Source organism: Nonomuraea sp. 3-1Str (assembly GCF_031570565.1).
Classification (GTDB): domain Bacteria; phylum Actinomycetota; class Actinomycetes; order Streptosporangiales; family Streptosporangiaceae; genus Nonomuraea.
Genome location: NZ_JALHBK010000012.1, coordinates 218,651 through 234,917 on the forward strand (window position 1 = coordinate 218,651; position 16,267 = coordinate 234,917).

13 protein-coding genes are annotated in these 16,267 nt (G+C 73.6%); 6 read left to right on the forward strand and 7 right to left on the reverse strand.

The window, feature by feature from the left end; genetic code table 11:
• Positions 1 to 26: 26 nt before the first annotated feature.
• Positions 27 to 242, forward strand: a complete 216-nt coding sequence (locus MTP10_RS21035) for a hypothetical protein (protein WP_310711214.1) — start codon at positions 27 to 29, stop codon at positions 240 to 242.
• On the forward strand, positions 239 to 1,318 hold the full coding sequence (locus MTP10_RS21040; RefSeq protein ID WP_310711215.1) for an FtsX-like permease family protein: 1,080 nt from the start codon (positions 239 to 241) through the stop codon (positions 1,316 to 1,318). The genes MTP10_RS21035 and MTP10_RS21040 overlap by 4 nt, the downstream gene beginning before the upstream one ends.
• 49 nt (positions 1,319 to 1,367) lie before the next feature.
• Here the strand turns inward: MTP10_RS21040 and MTP10_RS21045 are convergent, their stop codons facing one another.
• Together MTP10_RS21045 and MTP10_RS21050 are read right to left on the reverse strand one after the other, a co-directional pair.
• On the reverse strand, positions 1,368 to 4,349 hold the full coding sequence (locus MTP10_RS21045) for an AAA family ATPase (RefSeq protein WP_310711216.1): 2,982 nt from the start codon (positions 4,347 to 4,349) through the stop codon (positions 1,368 to 1,370).
• A 53-nt stretch (positions 4,350 to 4,402) separates the two neighbouring features.
• A complete protein-coding gene (locus MTP10_RS21050) occupies positions 4,403 to 4,858 on the reverse strand; it encodes a GNAT family N-acetyltransferase (RefSeq protein WP_310711217.1) in 456 nt (151 codons plus the stop codon).
• Positions 4,859 to 4,922: 64 nt separating this feature from the next.
• Between MTP10_RS21050 and MTP10_RS21055 the strand changes: the two genes are divergently transcribed.
• Positions 4,923 to 5,429 (forward strand): DUF402 domain-containing protein, encoded by a 507-nt coding sequence (locus MTP10_RS21055; RefSeq protein WP_310711218.1) that lies wholly within the window; start codon positions 4,923 to 4,925, stop codon positions 5,427 to 5,429.
• A 31-nt stretch (positions 5,430 to 5,460) separates the two neighbouring features.
• Here the strand turns inward: MTP10_RS21055 and MTP10_RS21060 are convergent, their stop codons facing one another.
• The 4 genes from MTP10_RS21060 to MTP10_RS21075 are packed head-to-tail and all read right to left on the reverse strand — an operon-like array spanning position 5,461 to position 11,185.
• Positions 5,461 to 6,597: an acyl-CoA dehydrogenase family protein gene (locus MTP10_RS21060; RefSeq protein ID WP_310711219.1), complete on the reverse strand. Its 1,137-nt coding sequence runs from the start codon at positions 6,595 to 6,597 to the stop codon at positions 5,461 to 5,463.
• 6 nt (positions 6,598 to 6,603) lie between these two features.
• Positions 6,604 to 7,515, reverse strand: a complete 912-nt coding sequence (locus MTP10_RS21065; RefSeq protein ID WP_310711221.1) for a hydroxymethylglutaryl-CoA lyase — start codon at positions 7,513 to 7,515, stop codon at positions 6,604 to 6,606.
• Complete coding sequence (locus MTP10_RS21070; protein WP_310711222.1) at positions 7,515 to 9,608, reverse strand: biotin carboxylase N-terminal domain-containing protein; 2,094 nt, start codon at positions 9,606 to 9,608, stop codon at positions 7,515 to 7,517. The genes MTP10_RS21065 and MTP10_RS21070 overlap by 1 nt, the downstream gene beginning before the upstream one ends.
• 8 nt (positions 9,609 to 9,616) lie before the next feature.
• Positions 9,617 to 11,185, reverse strand: coding sequence for a carboxyl transferase domain-containing protein (locus MTP10_RS21075; RefSeq protein WP_310711223.1), 1,569 nt, complete (start codon positions 11,183 to 11,185; stop codon positions 9,617 to 9,619).
• 64 nt (positions 11,186 to 11,249) lie between these two features.
• On the opposite strand from MTP10_RS21075, the gene MTP10_RS21080 reads away from it, so the two are divergent.
• Positions 11,250 to 11,858: a helix-turn-helix domain-containing protein gene (locus tag MTP10_RS21080; protein ID WP_310711224.1), complete on the forward strand. Its 609-nt coding sequence runs from the start codon at positions 11,250 to 11,252 to the stop codon at positions 11,856 to 11,858.
• A 155-nt stretch (positions 11,859 to 12,013) separates the two neighbouring features.
• On the forward strand, positions 12,014 to 12,379 hold the full coding sequence (locus MTP10_RS21085) for a hypothetical protein (RefSeq protein ID WP_310711225.1): 366 nt from the start codon (positions 12,014 to 12,016) through the stop codon (positions 12,377 to 12,379).
• Between the two features lie 57 nt (positions 12,380 to 12,436).
• On the opposite strand, the gene MTP10_RS21090 is transcribed toward MTP10_RS21085, so the two are convergent.
• On the reverse strand, positions 12,437 to 13,789 hold the full coding sequence (locus MTP10_RS21090) for a hypothetical protein (RefSeq protein ID WP_310711226.1): 1,353 nt from the start codon (positions 13,787 to 13,789) through the stop codon (positions 12,437 to 12,439).
• Between the two features lie 196 nt (positions 13,790 to 13,985).
• On the opposite strand from MTP10_RS21090, the gene MTP10_RS21095 reads away from it, so the two are divergent.
• The gene (locus MTP10_RS21095; RefSeq protein WP_310711227.1) at positions 13,986 to 16,205 is read left to right on the forward strand and encodes a thiamine pyrophosphate-dependent enzyme; all 2,220 of its coding nucleotides are present in this window, start codon (positions 13,986 to 13,988) and stop codon (positions 16,203 to 16,205) included.
• Positions 16,206 to 16,267 lie beyond the last annotated feature (62 nt).

Genomic DNA, 16,267 nt, shown 5'->3' on the forward strand with positions numbered 1-16,267 from the left:
GCTCGTACCCCGTCGTCGGGATCGCGGTGACCGCGGCCACCTCGATCTACCCCTGGGCGGCGCAGATCGGCCCGCACGGCGGCCCGAGCGACCCGAGCGGCCTGGCCTGGCTCACCCCGTCGGATGCGCGGGCACTGGCGTCGCCGGGTCTACCGGTGACCACGGCCCTGGACCTCAAGCTGCGCGACCCGCCGCCACCCGGGCCTTCGTCGACGCCCACCACATCTCCACCGCCAGGGTGACCTTGCACACCTGGCAGTTCAAGGCCGACCAGGACGCCGTCATCCTCAAGACCAGCCGGCCGATCCTGGTCGTCGGCAGCTGGCTGCTCAGCTTCCTGGCCGTCACCGGAGTGGCCGCACTGGCCGCGGGGCGCGCCTTCGAGCGGACCCGCCGAGCGGGACTGCTCAAGGCCGTCGGCGCCACCCCCGGGCTGATCGCCGCCGTCCTGCTCACCGAATACCTGGCTCTGGCGCTGCTGGCCGACGCGCTGGGGCTGACCGTCGCCCGCCTGGCCGGGCCCGCCATCGCCAGCCCCACCGCCGGCCGGATCGGCGATGTCGCCGGACCGGCCGGCGCCACCGTCGCCGCGACGACCGTCCTCGCCGTGGCGGTGGCGGCGCTTGCCACCGTGCCGCCCACCCTGCGGGCGCTGCGCACCGCGACCGGCACCGCACTGGCCGGCACCGCACCGGCCGGCACCGCGCGCCGGCCCCGCCACCGTCCGCGGCTGACCGCGCTGTCCGCGCTGCTGCCCACCCCGCTGCTGCTCGGGCTGCGCCTGACGGCCCGCAGGCCGGGCCGCGCCTTGCTGCACGCGTGCTCCACCGCCGCCACACTGATCGCGATCGTCGCCCTGCTGACCCTCTACGCACAGCCCGTCAAGGGGTACGGCCTCGGCTCCTCCACCCTGCCCGACCTGCGAGACGTCCACGACCGCCGGCTGCTGCTGGCGGTCACCGTCCTGCTGCTCGCGCTCGCCACCGTGAACACCATCACGCTCACCTGGACCACGGCCATGGAAGCCCGGCGCACGATGGCCATCGCGCGGACGCTCGGCGCCACCCCCGGACAGATCTCCGCGGGGCTGTCCACCGCCCAGCTCCTGGCCGCCCTGCCCGGCGCCGTCGCCGGTGTTCCCCTGGGCGTCGGCGTGTACCGGCTCCTCAGCGCCGGGGAGAGGATCACACCGCCCGTCTCCTGGATGTTCGCCGCCGCACTCGCGATCCTCCTGGCGACGGCGGCGCTCGCCACCCTCCCCGCACGCGTGGCGGCCCGCCGCTCGGTGGCACAGACCCTCAGCGCCGAAACGGCCTGACCGGCCCGGCCCGGCAGAGGCCGGCGCCGGCCGCCGATCAGGCGCGGCGTCACTGCGGGCCGGCGAACAGGCGCAGGCGGTGGGCCGTGGCCGCGGCCTCCCCTCGTGAGGCGACGCCGAGCTTGGCCAGGATGTTGGACACGTGGACGCTCACCGTCTTGACGGCGATGACCAGCTCGCCGGCGATCTCCCGGTTGCTGCGCCCGGCGGTGACGAGCCGGAGCACCTCCAGCTCGCGGGCCGTCAGCCCCAGCGGCGAACCCACCGGCGCGCCGTCGGGCCCGGCCGCGCCCCTCGATCTGCCGGAAGCCACCTGGGCGCGGCCCACCAGGGCGTCGAGCTCGGCCAGCAGCGGCGCGGCCTTCAGCGGCTCGGCCAGCTCCCGGGCGCGCGCCACGCGGGCCGCCGCCTCCTGCCGCTCGCCGCACGCCAGCGCCGCCCGCGCCGCGTCGGCGAGGGTCAGCGCCTCCGAGTACGGCTGGCGCAGCGCCGTCCAGGCCGCCACGGCCTCGTCCCACGCCTGGAGCCGCCGTCCGGCGCCGCCCCCGGCCTCCGCCCCGTCCGCCGAGACGTCGCCGCCCGCCGGGTGAACCACGCCCTCCAGGGCAGCCCCACGGGACGAGCCGGGGCCGAGGCCCGTCAGGGCGGTGAACGTCAGGTGGTGCGCCCGCTGCACGGCCCCCTGGACCTTCGTCGACCCCGCCGCCGCGGCCAGCTCCGGTGGCAGCGGCTCGCCCAGCCTGGCGACGGTCACCAGGAGCGGCCACACGTAGCGCGGCCCGGCACCCGGGACGTCGTCCCGCAGGGCCCGCACGGCCGCCTCCCGCGCCTCGTCGGCCCGGCCGCGCGCCAGCAGCAGGCTGATCTCCCTCTCGGCCTGCGGCAGCATGGTCTGGTCGCGGAACACACCGCGCGACACCACGGCCCGGACCCGGTCGAGCAGCTCCTCGGCCCGGTCGAGCTCCCCGCGGGCCAGCGCGATGTCCATGCCCATGCCCTGGAGGCTGGCCTGGTACGGCGGCGGGGGCACGAGGTCGAGCGCGTGCTCGATCACGTCGAGGGCCTCGTCCCACCGTCCGAGGGACACCAGCGGCTCGACCAGGTTGATGGACAGGAACGCGCCGGAGGTGCGGGCCACGCCGTACCGCTCCGCCTCGGCGACGCCTTCGCGGGCCACCTGCGCCGCCCGCTCGTGCCGTCCGGCGCCCTCCAGCGTGTCGGACTCGGAGATGGCGCAGGCGAGCAGCGCGTTGTAGGCGTCGGCGCCGAGCGCGAGCCGCCGCGCCTCGGCGAAGCCGCCGAGGTGGGCGTCGACCTCGGTGTAGTCGCGGCAACGGGCCCAGGTGAGGGCGATCAGGGCGCGCGCCTCGACGGTGGGGTCACCCCCCTGGCGCGCCAGGTCGATGGCCTGCTGGGCGGTGGCGATCCTCTCGGGCCACAGGTCGGTCGCGTGGAGCATGCGGGCGAGGTTCTCCATGACCTGGGCGCGCAGCCTGATCGGCCCGTCCGCCACCAGGGCCGCCGCCTGGCGCAGGTCGTCGATGTGGCCGGACCGGCCCAGGTCGTAGCGGATGATGCCGCGCTTGCGCAGCAGACGGGCGGCCCGGATCGGGTCGGCGTCGGGGTCGAGCTCCTTCATGGCGGCTCCGGCCAGGGCGATGCCGCGCTCGTACTCGCCCGCGACATGAGCGACGGTGACGGTCCGGTAGAGCACGTCGACGTGGTCGCAGCCGATGCGCTCGGCGGCGTCGGGCACCTTGTCCCACAGCTCCAGGACGCGGGACAGCATGCGGAGCTGCTCGCCGTACGCGGCGGACTTGCGGGCGGCGTCGGCGGCCGCCCAGGCGCTGACCAGCGCCCAGGTGGCGTCGTGGGCGGAGTGCCAGTGGTGGGCCAGCTCGATCGCGCCGCGCGGGGCGGGCAGGATGGACGGGTCGCGCTCCAGCGCCTGCGCGAACCGGGTGTGCAGGCGGGTGTGCTCGCCGGGCAGCAGGTCGTCGTGCAGGGCCTCGCGGATCAGCGCGTGGCGGAAGGAGTAGCCCTCGCCGTCGACCACGAGCACGTTGCCGGCGACGGCGGGGCGCAGGGCGCTCGACAGCTCGGCGTCGTCGAGGCCCGAGACTGCTGTCAGCAGCGCGTGCTCGATGCGCTGGCCTCCGGCGCTGGCCACGCGCAGCAGCTCCTGCGTCTCCTCGGGCAGCCGCTCGACGCCGGCCAGCAGCAGGTCGCGCAGCGACTCGGGCAGCGCGACGCCGCCGCCGGCCTCGCTCAGCAGCGCCTCCACGAACAGCGGGTTGCCCTCGCTGCGCGCGTAGATCATCTCGATGTCGGTGGCGTTCGGCTCGCGCTCCAGGATGCTCGCCGCCTGCTCGACGACCTCCCGGCGGGTGAGCCTGCGCAGCTCCATCCGGCTCACCCAGCCGACCCTGCCCAGCTCGGCCAGCAGCGGGCGCAGGGGGTGGGTGCGGCGCAGCTCGTCGGTGCGGTAGGTGACGACGATGAGCAGGCCCGCGTCGGAGCGCTGGTAGCGGACCAGGAACGACAGCAGGTCGCGGGTGGAGCGGTCGGCCCAGTGGGCGTCCTCGATGACGAGGACCACCGGCTGCTCCTCCGCCAGCCGTTCGAGCAGCCCGAGCACCTGCTCGAACAGCCGGGCCCGGGCCTCCGCGCCGTCGCGGTCGGGCTCGCCGAACTCGGGCAGCAGCCGGGCCAGGCCGCGGGTGGTGCCGCCGGGCACGAGCGCGGCGACGCCGTCGCGGCCCCGCTCGCGCACCAGGCCGCGCAGCACGGCGCTGAAGGGCGCGAACGGCAGGCCCTCGGTGCCGAGCTCCAGGCAGCCCCCCACCAGCACCAGCGCGTCGCCGGCCCGGCCGGTGAACTCCTCGACCAGCCGCGTCTTGCCCACGCCGGCCTCGCCTCCGACGAGCACGGTGGACGACGCCCCGGCACGGACGCGGGACAGGGCGTCGCCGAGCGCGGCCAGCTCGCCCGCCCGGCCGACGAACAGCGGGCTCACCATGTGGATCGTCACGCCCTACAGGATGCCATCAGCCCCCGACAGGACGAGCCCGGCCGTACGGCTCCCTACCTGAGCATCTTGCGGAAGAACGCGGCCGACTCCTCGTAGCCGAGGGCGTGGTAGAACTCCGGCGCCCGCCGGGTGGCCATCGCCACGTACCGGGCGCCGCGCGCGCGGGCCCATCGCTCGCACTCCTCCAGCAGCGCCCGCCCGATGCCCTGCCGTCTCGACCCGGGCCGGACCATGGCCTCCTCCACCCAGGCGACCGGCCCGTTGGCGAACAGGGTCAGGTGCGCGAATCCGAGCAGGTAGCCGTGGACCCGCCCGCCCATCACAGCGGTGATCAGCAGGGCGTCCTCGTCGTCCAGCAGCCGCGGCAGCGCCTCGTCGAACGCGTCGCGCTCCGGCCGGAACGTCGTCGCAAACTCCCGGGCCAGCGCGAACAGCTCGTCCGCGTCGGAAGCCCCAGCGCGCCTGATGACCGGCTCCCCCGCCGTCCCCACGGTGTCGATCGACGTCATGATCCTTACCGTATGTCGGTCCCTCCCCTGGGCGGCACGCGGGACGTGGGTTAGCGTTCCGGGCGTGAGCGAGATCATGGTCGTGTACCGCAAGTACGGTGGCGCGCTGCACTGGCACCACCGGGGGACGCTCCTCGGTGAGGACGAGCACGGCGCGTGGGTGGGGGTGCCCGACGGCACCCTGGCCCGCAAGGGCACGGACCCGCCGGTCAGGTGGGAGACCGGGATCGTCATGCTGTTCCCGCGCGACGCGTGGTGGACGGCGAGCTTCCACGTCCCGCCGCACCGGACGGACGTGTACGTGGACGTCACGACGGTGCCCGAGTGGCGCGAGGGTGAGGTCACCATGGTGGACCTCGACCTGGACGTCATCCGGATGCGCGACGGGCGGCTGTTCCTGGACGACGAGGACGAGTTCGCCGAGCACCAGGTGCTGCTGGGCTACCCGGCGGAGGTGATCGCCCGAGCGGAGGAGACGGCCGCCATGCTGATGACGGCCGTCGGCTCGCGTCAGGACCCGTTCGGCGGCGCCCACGAGAAGTGGTTCACCCTGGCCCGGCGACCCGGCTGAACCTCCCGGGCCGGGCGGCTCGCGGAACGGGTCAGAGGTCGCCGAGGCCGAGCTGGCGGGCGATGAGCATGCGCTGCACCTCGCTCGTCCCCTCGCCGATCTCCAGGATCTTGGCGTCGCGGTAGAAGCGGCCCACCGGGTACTCGTTCATGAACCCGTACCCGCCGAAGATCTGCGTGGCGTCGCGGGAGTTGTCCATGGCGGCGTTCGACGAGACCAGCTTGGCGATGGCCGCCTCCTTCTTGAACGACTCCCCGGCCAGCATCCGCTCGGCCGCGTGGTAGTAGGCCAGGCGGGCGGTGTGGGCCCGGGCCTCCATGTCCGCGATCTTGAACTGGATGGCCTGGTAGTGGCCGATCGGGTGGCCGAACGCCCTGCGGTCCCGTACGTGGCGCAGGCACTCGTCCACGCAGCCCTGCGCCAGCCCGACGCCGATGGCGGCGATGGCGACGCGCCCCTCGTCGAGGGTCCGCAGGAACTGGGCGTAGCCGCGCCCGCGCTCTCCCAGCAGGTTGGCGGCGGGCACCCGGCAGTCCCCGAAGGCCAGCTCGCGGGTGTCGGAGGCGTTCCAGCCGACCTTGGAGTACTTCTTCGACACCGTGAAGCCCGGCGTGCCGCTCGGCACGAGGATCGTGGAGATCTCCCGCTCGCCGGTGAGGGCCGCAACGGCCACCACGCCGGTGATGTCGGTGCCGGAGTTCGTGATGAACGCCTTGGTCCCGTTGATCACCCATTCGTCGCCGTCGAGGACGGCCGTGGTCCGCATGCCGCCCGGCACGTCGGAGCCGCCGCCCGGCTCGGTCAGGCCGAACGCGCCCAGCGTCTCGCCCGTCGCCAGCCTGGGCAGCCACTCCTGGCGCTGATCGGGCGTGCCGAACCGGTAGATCGGCATGGCGCCCAGCGACACGGCCGCCTCCAGGGTGATGGCCACGCTGGAGTCGACCCGGGCCAGCTCCTCCAGCGTCAGGCAGAGGGCGAAGTAGTCGCCGCCCATGCCGCCGTACTCCTCCGGCAGCGGCAGCCCGAACAGGCCCATCGCGCCCATCTGCCGCACGATGCCGTACGGGAACTCCTCCCGCTCGTAGTGCTCGCCGATCACCGGGGCGACGACGTCGCGGGCGAACGCCTCGACGGTCTTGCGCAGCTCTTCGTACTCGCCGGTCAGCATGGGTGGTCAGCCTTTCGAGAGGGCCTGGACGACGCGGGACGGGCTGGGCCGGCCGAGCAGCCGGGCCAGCCAGGTGCTGGTCTCCACGAGCCGGCCGAGGTCGAGCCCGGTCTCGACGCCGAGGCCGTCGAGCATCCAGACGAGGTCCTCGGTGGCGAGGTTGCCCGTGGCCGACTCGGCGTACGGGCAGCCGCCGATGCCGCCCGTGGACGCGTCGACGGTGGTCACTCCGGCCCTGAGCGCGGCGAGCGTGTTGCCGAGCGCCTGGCCGTACGTGTCGTGGAAGTGGACGGCGAGCCGGTCGGGCGAGCCGAACGCCTCGATGAGCGCGGTGACGTGACCGGGCGTGGCGACGCCGATGGTGTCGCCGAGCGACAGCTCGTGGCAGCCGAGCGCGAGCAGCCGCTCGCCGACCTCCACGACCTGCCGGACGGGCGTGGGGCCCTCCCACGGGTCGGCGAAGCACATGGAGACGTACGCGCGGACCCTGACGCCGCCCGCCAGGGCGCGGGCGACGACCGGCTCGAACATGTCGAACTGGCTCTCCAGGCTGCGGTTGAGGTTCTTGGCGGCGAACGTCTCGGTGGCGCTGGCGAAGACGGCGATCTCGTCCACGTCGCGGGCCAGCGCCCGCTCCAGGCCGCGCTCGTTCGGGACCAGGACCGGGTAGCGGACGCCGGGCCTGCGCTCGACCCGGGCCAGCAGCTCGTCGGCGTCGGCGAGCTGCGGCACCCACTGGGGGTGGACGAAGCTGGTCGTCTCGATGATCTTGTGTCCGGCGTCGGCGAGGCGGTGGACGAACTCCGCCTTCGCCTCGACGGGGACGACCGCGGCCTCGTTCTGCAGGCCGTCGCGCGGGCCGACCTCGTAGACGGTGACGTGGTGGGGCAGACCTTCCAGTCCGTACGGCCGGCGCATCAGGACGCCTCCTCGGGTGCGACCGCGGCGTCCCGCGTGACCGGGTCCTCGGGGACGACCACGGCCAGGACCGCGTCCATGTCGACCGGGCGGCCGGCCTGGGCCGGCAGCTCGGTGACGCGGCCGGCGTGCGGGGCGGTGACGGTGTGCTCCATCTTCATGGCCTCCACGATGAGCAGCGGCTGGCCCTCGGCGACCTGGTCGCCCACCTGGGCCTTGACCACCAGGACGGTGCCGGGCATGGGGCTGCGGACGACGCCGTCGCCGGAGCCGGCCGCGCCGGGGCGGTCGCCGGGGTCGCCGATGAGGTGGCGGGTGAACGCCCACGCGGCGCCGTCCGCGGCGAGCCAGAGCGTGTCGCCGTCACGGGCGTGCGTGTAGTGGCGGGTGCGCCCGCCGAGCGTGACGGACAGCCGGGAGCCGTCCTGCCGGATCCGCGCGGGAGTGGCCCGGCCCGAGTCGTCGCCGGACAGCCGGGCCTCAGCCTCCTCCGCGGCCCCGCTCGTACCGGAGGGGCCGTACGGCAGGCCGCGCACCTGGACGGCGCGCACCGCGCCGCGCGACTCCAGCCGCCACGTCGTCCACGCCCGCTCACCGACCCGCCAGCCGTCGGCGACGTCCCACGGGTCGGCACCCGGGGCCTGCGCGGGGTCCCACCGGCCGGCGCCCGGGGGCCGGCCGGCGTTCCCAGGGTCGGCGGCCGGGGGCCGGGCGTGGAAGGCGAGCGCGGCCGCGGCCAGGGCCTCCGGGGAGGGCTCGCCGGTGAGCGGCAGGCCGGGCAGGGCCCGCTCGACCAATCCGGTGTCGAGCTCGCCCGCCACGACCGCGGGGTGGGTGAGCAGGGCGCGCAGGAACGGGACGTTCGTGGTGACGCCGAGCACGGCGGTCCGGGCCAGCGCCTGGTCCAGCCGCCGCAGCGCCGCCTCCCTGGACGGGGCCCAGGCGATCACCTTGGCCAGCATGGGGTCGAACTCGCTGCCGACGACCATGCCCGCGGCCAGCCCCGAGTCCACCCGCACGCCCTCGCCCGCGGGCTCGTCCAGGGCGAGGACGCGACCGCCCGTAGGCAGGAAGCCGCGCGCCGGGTCCTCGGCGTAGACGCGGGCCTCCACCGCGTGCCCGCGCAGCCGCACGTCGTCCTGCGCGAACGGCAGCGGCTCGCCCGCCGCCACCCGCAGCTGGAGCTCGACCAGGTCGAGGCCGGTGACCAGCTCGGTGACGGGGTGCTCCACCTGGAGGCGGGTGTTCATCTCCATGAAGTGGTGCTCGCCGGTCGTGCCGTCCACGATGAACTCGACCGTGCCGGCCCCCGTGTAGCCGACCGCGCGGGCCGCCTCGACGGCCGCCGCGCCCATGCGGGCGCGCAGGTCCGCGTCCACGAACGGCGACGGCGCCTCCTCGACGATCTTCTGGTGGCGGCGCTGGAGGCTGCACTCGCGCTCGCCGAGGTGGACGGCGCCGCCGTGCGCGTCGGCCATGACCTGGATCTCGATGTGGCGCGGGTTGGCGACGTAGCGCTCGATGAGCAGCGTGTCGTCGCCGAACGCGGCGCGGGCCGTGCGGCGGGCGGACTCGATCGCGTCCGGCAGCTCGGCCGCCGAGCGGACCAGCACCATGCCCTTCCCTCCACCGCCGGCGGAGGGCTTGATCAGGGCGGGGAAGGCATTCCACGCGGCCAGCGACTCGGCGGGCTCGGCGGCGCCCGGGACGACGGGCACGCCGGCGGCCGACACGGTCGCCTTCGCGCGGATCTTGTCGCCCATGGCGTCGATGGCCTCGGGCGGCGGTCCGACGAAGACCAGCCCTGCCTCGGCGCAGCGGCGGGCGAAGGCGGCGTTCTCCGCGAGGAACCCGTAGCCGGGGTGGACCGCCTGGGCGCCGGACGCCTGGGCCGCCGCAACGATCGCCTCCATGTCCAGATAATTCGGGATCTGGAGGGCCAGGTCGGCGTCCCGCACATGCCGCGCCCCCGCGTCCGAGGCGGTGTACACGGCGACCGAGGTGATGCCGAGCGCCCGCAGCGTGCGGACGATCCGCACGGCGATCTCACCCCGGTTGGCGACGAGGACGGTGTCGAACAGCGTAGGACTCATGCGCGCGGTCACATTCTGAAGACGCCGTAGCGGACGGGTTCGAGCGGGGCGTTGGCCGCCGCGGACAGGGCCAGGCCGAGGACGGTGCGGGTGTCGACGGGGTCGATCACGCCGTCGTCCCACAGCCGGGCCGTCGAGTAGTACGGGTTGCCCTGGTGCTCGTACTGGGCGCGGACGGCGTCGGCGTCGGCCGAGCCGACCGTGGTCAGGACGTTGGCCGCCTGCTCCCCGCCCATGACGGAGATGCGGGCGTTGGGCCACATCCACAGGAAGCGGGGCGAGTACGCCCGCCCGGCCATCGCGTAGTTGCCAGCCCCGAACGAGCCGCCGATGACGACGGTGAACTTCGGCACCCGGGCGCAGGAGACGGCGGTGACCATCTTGGCGCCGTGCTTGGCGATGCCGCCCGCCTCGTACGCCTTGCCGACCATGAAGCCGCTGATGTTCTGCAGGAACACCAGCGGGATGCCGCGCTGGTCGCACAGCTGGATGAAGTGGGCGCCCTTCATGGCCGACTCGCTGAACAGGATCCCGTTGTTGGCGACGATCCCCACGGGGTGGCCGTGGAGATGCGCGAAGCCGGTGACGAGCGTCGAGCCGTACTCGGCCTTGAACTCCAGGAACCGCGAGCCGTCCACGATCCGGGCGACGACCTCGCGCACGTCGTACGGCTGCCGGGTGTCGCCGGGCACGATGCCGTACAGCTCGCGCGGGTCGTGGCGGGGCTCCTCGGGCACGGCGACCGGCCACGGCCGGGGCGCGCGGGGGGCCAGGGTGGAGACGATGTCGCGGACGATGGCCAGCGCGTGGGCGTCGTCGGCGGCCAGGTGGTCGGTGACGCCGCTGACACGGGCGTGCAGGTCGCCGCCGCCGAGCTCCTCGGCCGTGACCTCCTCGCCGGTGGCCGCCTTCACCAGCGGCGGGCCGCCGAGGAAGATCGTGCCCTGGTCGCGGACGATGACGGCCTCGTCGCTCATCGCGGGGACGTACGCGCCGCCCGCCGTGCAGGAGCCGAGGACGGCGGCGATCTGCGGGATGCCGAGCGCGGACATCGTGGCCTGGTTGTAGAAGATGCGGCCGAAGTGCTCGCGGTCGGGGAAGACCTCGTCCTGCTTGGGCAGGAACGCGCCACCGGAGTCGACGAGGTAGACGCAGGGCAGGCGGTTGTGCAGCGCCACCTCCTGCGCGCGCAGGTGCTTCTTCACGGTGATCGGGTAGTACGTGCCGCCCTTGACCGTGGCGTCGTTGGCCACGACCACGCACTCCCGGCCGGAGATCCGGCCGACGCCGGTGATGATGCCCGCGGCGGGCGCCTGGTCGTCGTACAGACCGGCGGCGGCGAGCGGCGACAGCTCCAGGAAGCGTGAGCCGGGGTCGAGCAGGCCGTCGACCCGGTCGCGCGGCAGCAGCTTGCCGCGCTCGACGTGACGGCGGCGCGCCCGCTCGGTGCCGCCCTGCGCCGCGATCGCGAGCCGTTCGAGCAGCTCGGCGGCGAGCCCCTCGTTGCGCTCGGCGTTGCGCTTGAAGTCCTCGCCGCCGGGATCGGCGGACGACCTCAACACGGGCCAGTCGCTCATGACTCCCCTCTCGTCCTGTTCGAGATGTTAGTCACCGTTAACGTAACCGTCTAGCATGTGAGACGTGACGACCGCCCGTACCCCTACCCGCAATCGCGGCAACCGGCGCGCCGAGATCCTCGACGCCGCCGCCCGGCTGTTCGCCTCCCGCGGCTTCCACGGCGTGTCCATCGAGGACATCGGCGCGGCGGTCGGCGTCTCGGGCCCGGCGCTCTACCGGCACTTCGCGGGCAAGGAGGCCCTGCTGGCCGAGCTGCTGCTCGACGTCAGCTCCCGGCTGCGCGAGTCGGCCGCCGCCGTCGTCACCTCCGCCGCGACACCCGCCTCCTCCTCCGCCGAGACGCTGAACGCGCTGCTCGACGTGCAGATCACCTTCGCCCTGGAGCAGCCGGCGCTGATCACCGTGCACGACCGGGAGCTGGGCAACGTGCCGGAGCCGCACCGGCGCCGGATCCGCCGGCTGCAGCGCCTCTACGTCGAGGAGTGGGTGACGGTGCTGGCGGAGCTGCACCCAGGCTGCCCGGCCGCGCGGCTGCGCGCCGCCACGCACGCGGTCTTCGGGCTCCTGAACTCCACCCCGCACAGCGCGGGAGAGCTGCCGGCGCGCGACATGCGCCCGCTGCTGCGCGCGATGGCCCGGGCCGCCATCGACGCCGCCGTTAACGCCCGCTAACACCGCCGCATCTCGTACGACTTCAGCCGCACCAAGGAGTACACACTTTCGGATTCGGAGTGCGACGGAGCCATGACGCACTGTAGTGTTCCCTCGAGTGAGCGGCAGGCAGGGAGCGACAACCAACTCCGTCACCTCCGTGAAAGGAATCTCCAATGCTCGATCTGCGTATGGAAGTGGATCACCTCAAGGGCAGGGTCGACGCCCTCGAGGCGCGTACGTTCAGTGGCGTGCCGAACATGAGCATCGCCGAACGGTTCGAGCAGGTCCACGACCGCGTGGACCTGGTGGCGCGCAACATCCTCGACAAGATCGATGAGCGCTACACCCAGCTCGACACACGCATCGACGAGACCCGAGCCGAGATGAGGCGCGGGTTCCAGGCGATCGACCGGCGGTTCGAGGCGATCGACCAGCGGTTCGAACGAGTGGAAGGGGACGTCTCGCACCTCAGGACGGACGTGTCCGACATCAAGGCCATGCTCGTGAGCCTGGGGGCGAAGGCGCCCGAGAACGTCTGACACACAGGTGAGGCCCGGGGGGAGCGCCCCGGGCCTCACGTGCTGTGTGAGCGGGAGCTACCGCTTCACGACGCGGACGTAGTCCGAGCGGCCGGTGTCGCCCCATGTGTCGTCGTCGCCGGCGAAGACGAGCTTCCACGAGCCCGACTTCCACGCCTTGACCTTGGTCGACAGCTTGCCGCTGTCACTGGACCACGTGGTCTTGACGTACTGCCAGGAGCGCGAGTGGGCGGGCTTGAAGTACAGCGCCACCTTGCCCGCGTACCCCTCCCAGGTGCCCTCGTCGTCGATCTGCAGCAGGCCCTTGACCTTCAGGTACCTGCCGCGCTTGACCGGCTCCGGATAGGCGTTGAACGCGACGACGCGCGTGTCGGCCTTCTCCACCGGCGGCGGGGTGGGCTGGACGACCCGCACCCAGTCGGCCTGGCTCGCCGAGCCGTCGAAGCCCCTGGTACCCCGGTAGACGGCACGCCACCAGCCCGACCCGGCGGCCGTCGCCGACGCCGCGAAGCGGCCGTGGCGGCCGGTCACGTCGCTGGTGACGTCGTCCCAGCGGTCGGAGCCGCGGGCCTTGAACTGGACGGCCACCCGCTGCCCGGGCAGGCCGTGTCCGCCGGAGCGCAGCGAGCCGTCGAAGCGGAGCACGGCGCCCTTGTCGACGGGCTCGGGAGTCGCGTCGAAGCCGGTGATCGCCGTGCCGCGGTCACGGACCCGCACGTCGACCCGGTCGGTGTCGCTGACGGAGGCCGCGGCCTGGCCGTTGCCGCCGAACTCGGCCCGCCACCAGCCGGTGGCGTCGGCGGCGACGCGGGCGGCGAAGCCACCGCCCGCGCCGGTGGTCGCCTCGGCGACGTGCCGGTAGGCGTCGGTGCCCTGCTCGCGGAAGGTGATGGTGACGGACTGCCCGGCGTACCCCTTGCCGTCGGCGAGGAGCGTGCCGGAGACCTTGAGCGCGTCACCGCGGGAGACCTGGTCGGGGTCGGCGTCGAAGTCGACGATCTTGGTGTCGAGCGCCTTGCGGACCTCGAACGTCCCGGTGACGGACTTCTCTCCCGAGGAGCCCGAGCCGTGCGCCAGGGCCAGGACGTTCCACGTGCCGGCGTCCTTGGCCTCGAACGCGCGGGTGCCGGTCCACTTCGTCCACTGGCCGAACGGCTTGGCCGTGAGCGTGACCGGACTGCCGGCGCTCACGCCAGGGGGCTTGAGCTGAAGCTCGGTGGAGCCGGCGTCCTTGGTGGTGAAGGAGAAGGTCGCCGTGACGGCCTTGTCGAAGACCACGATCGGCGACCCGGGGCTGACGCTCACCTTGGAGATCGCGGGTGCCGCGGCGGCCGAGGCGGCGGGGGCCATGATTAGGCCCCCGGCTCCCATCGCGAGCACGATGGCGGCCGTACGGATGCGTTGTAACATGCGGGTTCCTTCCAGAGACCCCAATGGTTCAACGCGGCAATTGAGGGTGCCACGTTTTCACTCAGTAGACGCACAGGAACCCGTCAGTGTTCACAAATCTGACAATCTCGCATAGATCACCGTCAATCGGACCGGTCCAGAACATGCCGCCACCGACGAGCAGACGCGGGCGGCGGCAGGGGACATAATCGGGCTTGTGGCGCGGGACACAGTTGAGACTCACTTCATCCAGGCGGCGGCGGCGTTGACGGCGGCTCCGGTCAGGGATCCGGCACGCCCCATCCGCGACGGCAGCTCGCTGACCGGCGATCAGGCCAGGACCCTGTTCCATCGCCAGCTCGACAGCCGGCTGCTCGACATCGCCGCTCGCTGGCTGCGCGAGCGCGACGAGGGCTTCTACACGATCGGCTCGGCCGGCCACGAGGGCAACGCGGCCGTGGCCGCCGCCCTGCGGCCCACCGACCCCGCGCTGCTCCACTACCGCTCCGGGGCCTTCTACCTCACCCGCTCCGAGCAGGCCGGGCGGCTGCCCGACCAGGGGCTGCGCGACGTCCTCCTGGGCCTGTGCGCCGCCGCCGAGGAGCCGATCGCGGGCGGCCGGCACAAGGTCTTCGGCCATCCCGACCTGGCGATCATCCCGCAGACCTCGACGATCGCCAGTCACCTGCCGCGCGCGGTGGGCGTGGCCTTCGCCATCGAGCGGGGCCGGGCGCTCGGCGTGCGGACGGCCTGGCCGGAGGACGCGATCGCGGTGTGCAGCTTCGGCGACGCCTCGATGAACCACGCCTCCGCGCTGACCGGCTTCAACACCGCCGCCTACGCCACCCACCAGGGGCAGGCGATGCCGATCCTGTTCGTCTGCGAGGACAACGGCATCGGCATCAGCGTGCGCACCCCGAAGGGCTGGGTGGAGGCCGCGGCGCGGCGCCCCGGCATCGCGTACTTCTCCGCCGACGGCTGTGACCTGGTCGAGGCCCATGACGCCGCCGTGCGGGCCGCCGAGCACGTGCGCACCCACCGCTCCCCCGCCTTCCTGCACCTGAGGACGGTGCGGCTGATGGGTCACGCGGGCTCCGACGTCGAGTCGGCGTACCGTACCCAGCGCGAGTTGCGCGCCGACCTGGAGCATGACCCGCTGGTCGTGGGCGCCCGCCTGCTCGTCGAGGCGGGCCTGGTCACGCCGGAGGAGTTGCTCAGGAAGTACGAGTCGACGCGCGAGCACGTGCTGCGCATCGCGCTGGAGACCACGCGCGCGCCCCGGCTGGGCTCGGCCGCGGAGATCATGGCTCCGCTCGCGCCGCGCCGCCCCGAGCTCATCGCCAAGATCGCCCCGGTCGCCGCCGAGCCGTCCGTCAGGGAGCGGGCCTTCGCCGGCACACCGCCCGAGGGCGAGAAGCCGATGACGCTCTGCCAGTCGATCAACCGCACGCTGGCCGACGCGCTGGCCGTCCACCCCGAGATGATGGTCTTCGGGGAGGACGTCGCCAAGAAGGGCGGCGTCTACGGCGTGACCCGCGGCCTGCAGAAGCGGTTCGGCCCGGGCCGCGTGTTCGACACCCACCTCGACGAGCAGGCCATCCTGGGGCTGGCGCTCGGGTCGGGGGTGTCGCGGATGCTGCCGGTGCCCGAGATCCAGTACCTGGCGTACCTGCACAACGCGCTCGACCAGATCCGCGGCGAGGCCGCGACGCTGTCGTTCTTCTCCAGGGGCGCCTACCGCAACCCGCTGGTCGTGCGGGTGGCCGGCTACGCCTACCAGAAGGGGTTCGGCGGCCACTTCCACAACGACAACGCCGTGGGGGCGCTGCGCGACATCCCCGGGGTGGTCATCGCCTCGCCGTCGCGGCCCGACGACGCCTCGGCCATGCTGCGCACCTGCCTGGCGGCGGCCCGCACCGAGGGGTCGGTGTGCGTGTTCCTGGAGCCGATCGCGCTCTACCACACCAAGGACCTGTTCGAGGACGGCGACGGCGGCTGGCTGGCGCCGTACACGCCGCCCTCGCGCTGGAGCGAGACGCACGTGCCGATCGGCCGGGCGCGCTCGTACGGCGACGGGCGGGACCTGACGATCGTGACCTTCGGCAACGGGGTGCGGATGAGCCTGCGGGCCGCCGTGCGGCTGACCCAGGAGGGCTTCAGCTGCCGGGTGCTCGACCTGCGCTGGCTGGCGCCGCTGCCCGTCGAGGACCTGCTGCGGGCGGCGGAGCTGACCGGCAGGGTGCTCATCGCCGACGAGACCCGCCACACCGGCGCGGTGTCGGAGGGCATCGTGGCCGAGCTGGTGGACGCCGGCTTCTCGGGGCAGATCGCCCGGGTCACGTCCTCCGACAGCTTCATCCCGCTCGGCGGCGCGGCGAACCACGTGCTGCTGTCGGAGGAGGAGATCGAGCAGGCGGCCCGCAAGCTGCTGGGATGACCTCCGGCGCACCCGTACGGCCGGTGCGGCGACCTTCACTTCCTGACCGGGCTCGTGACTGC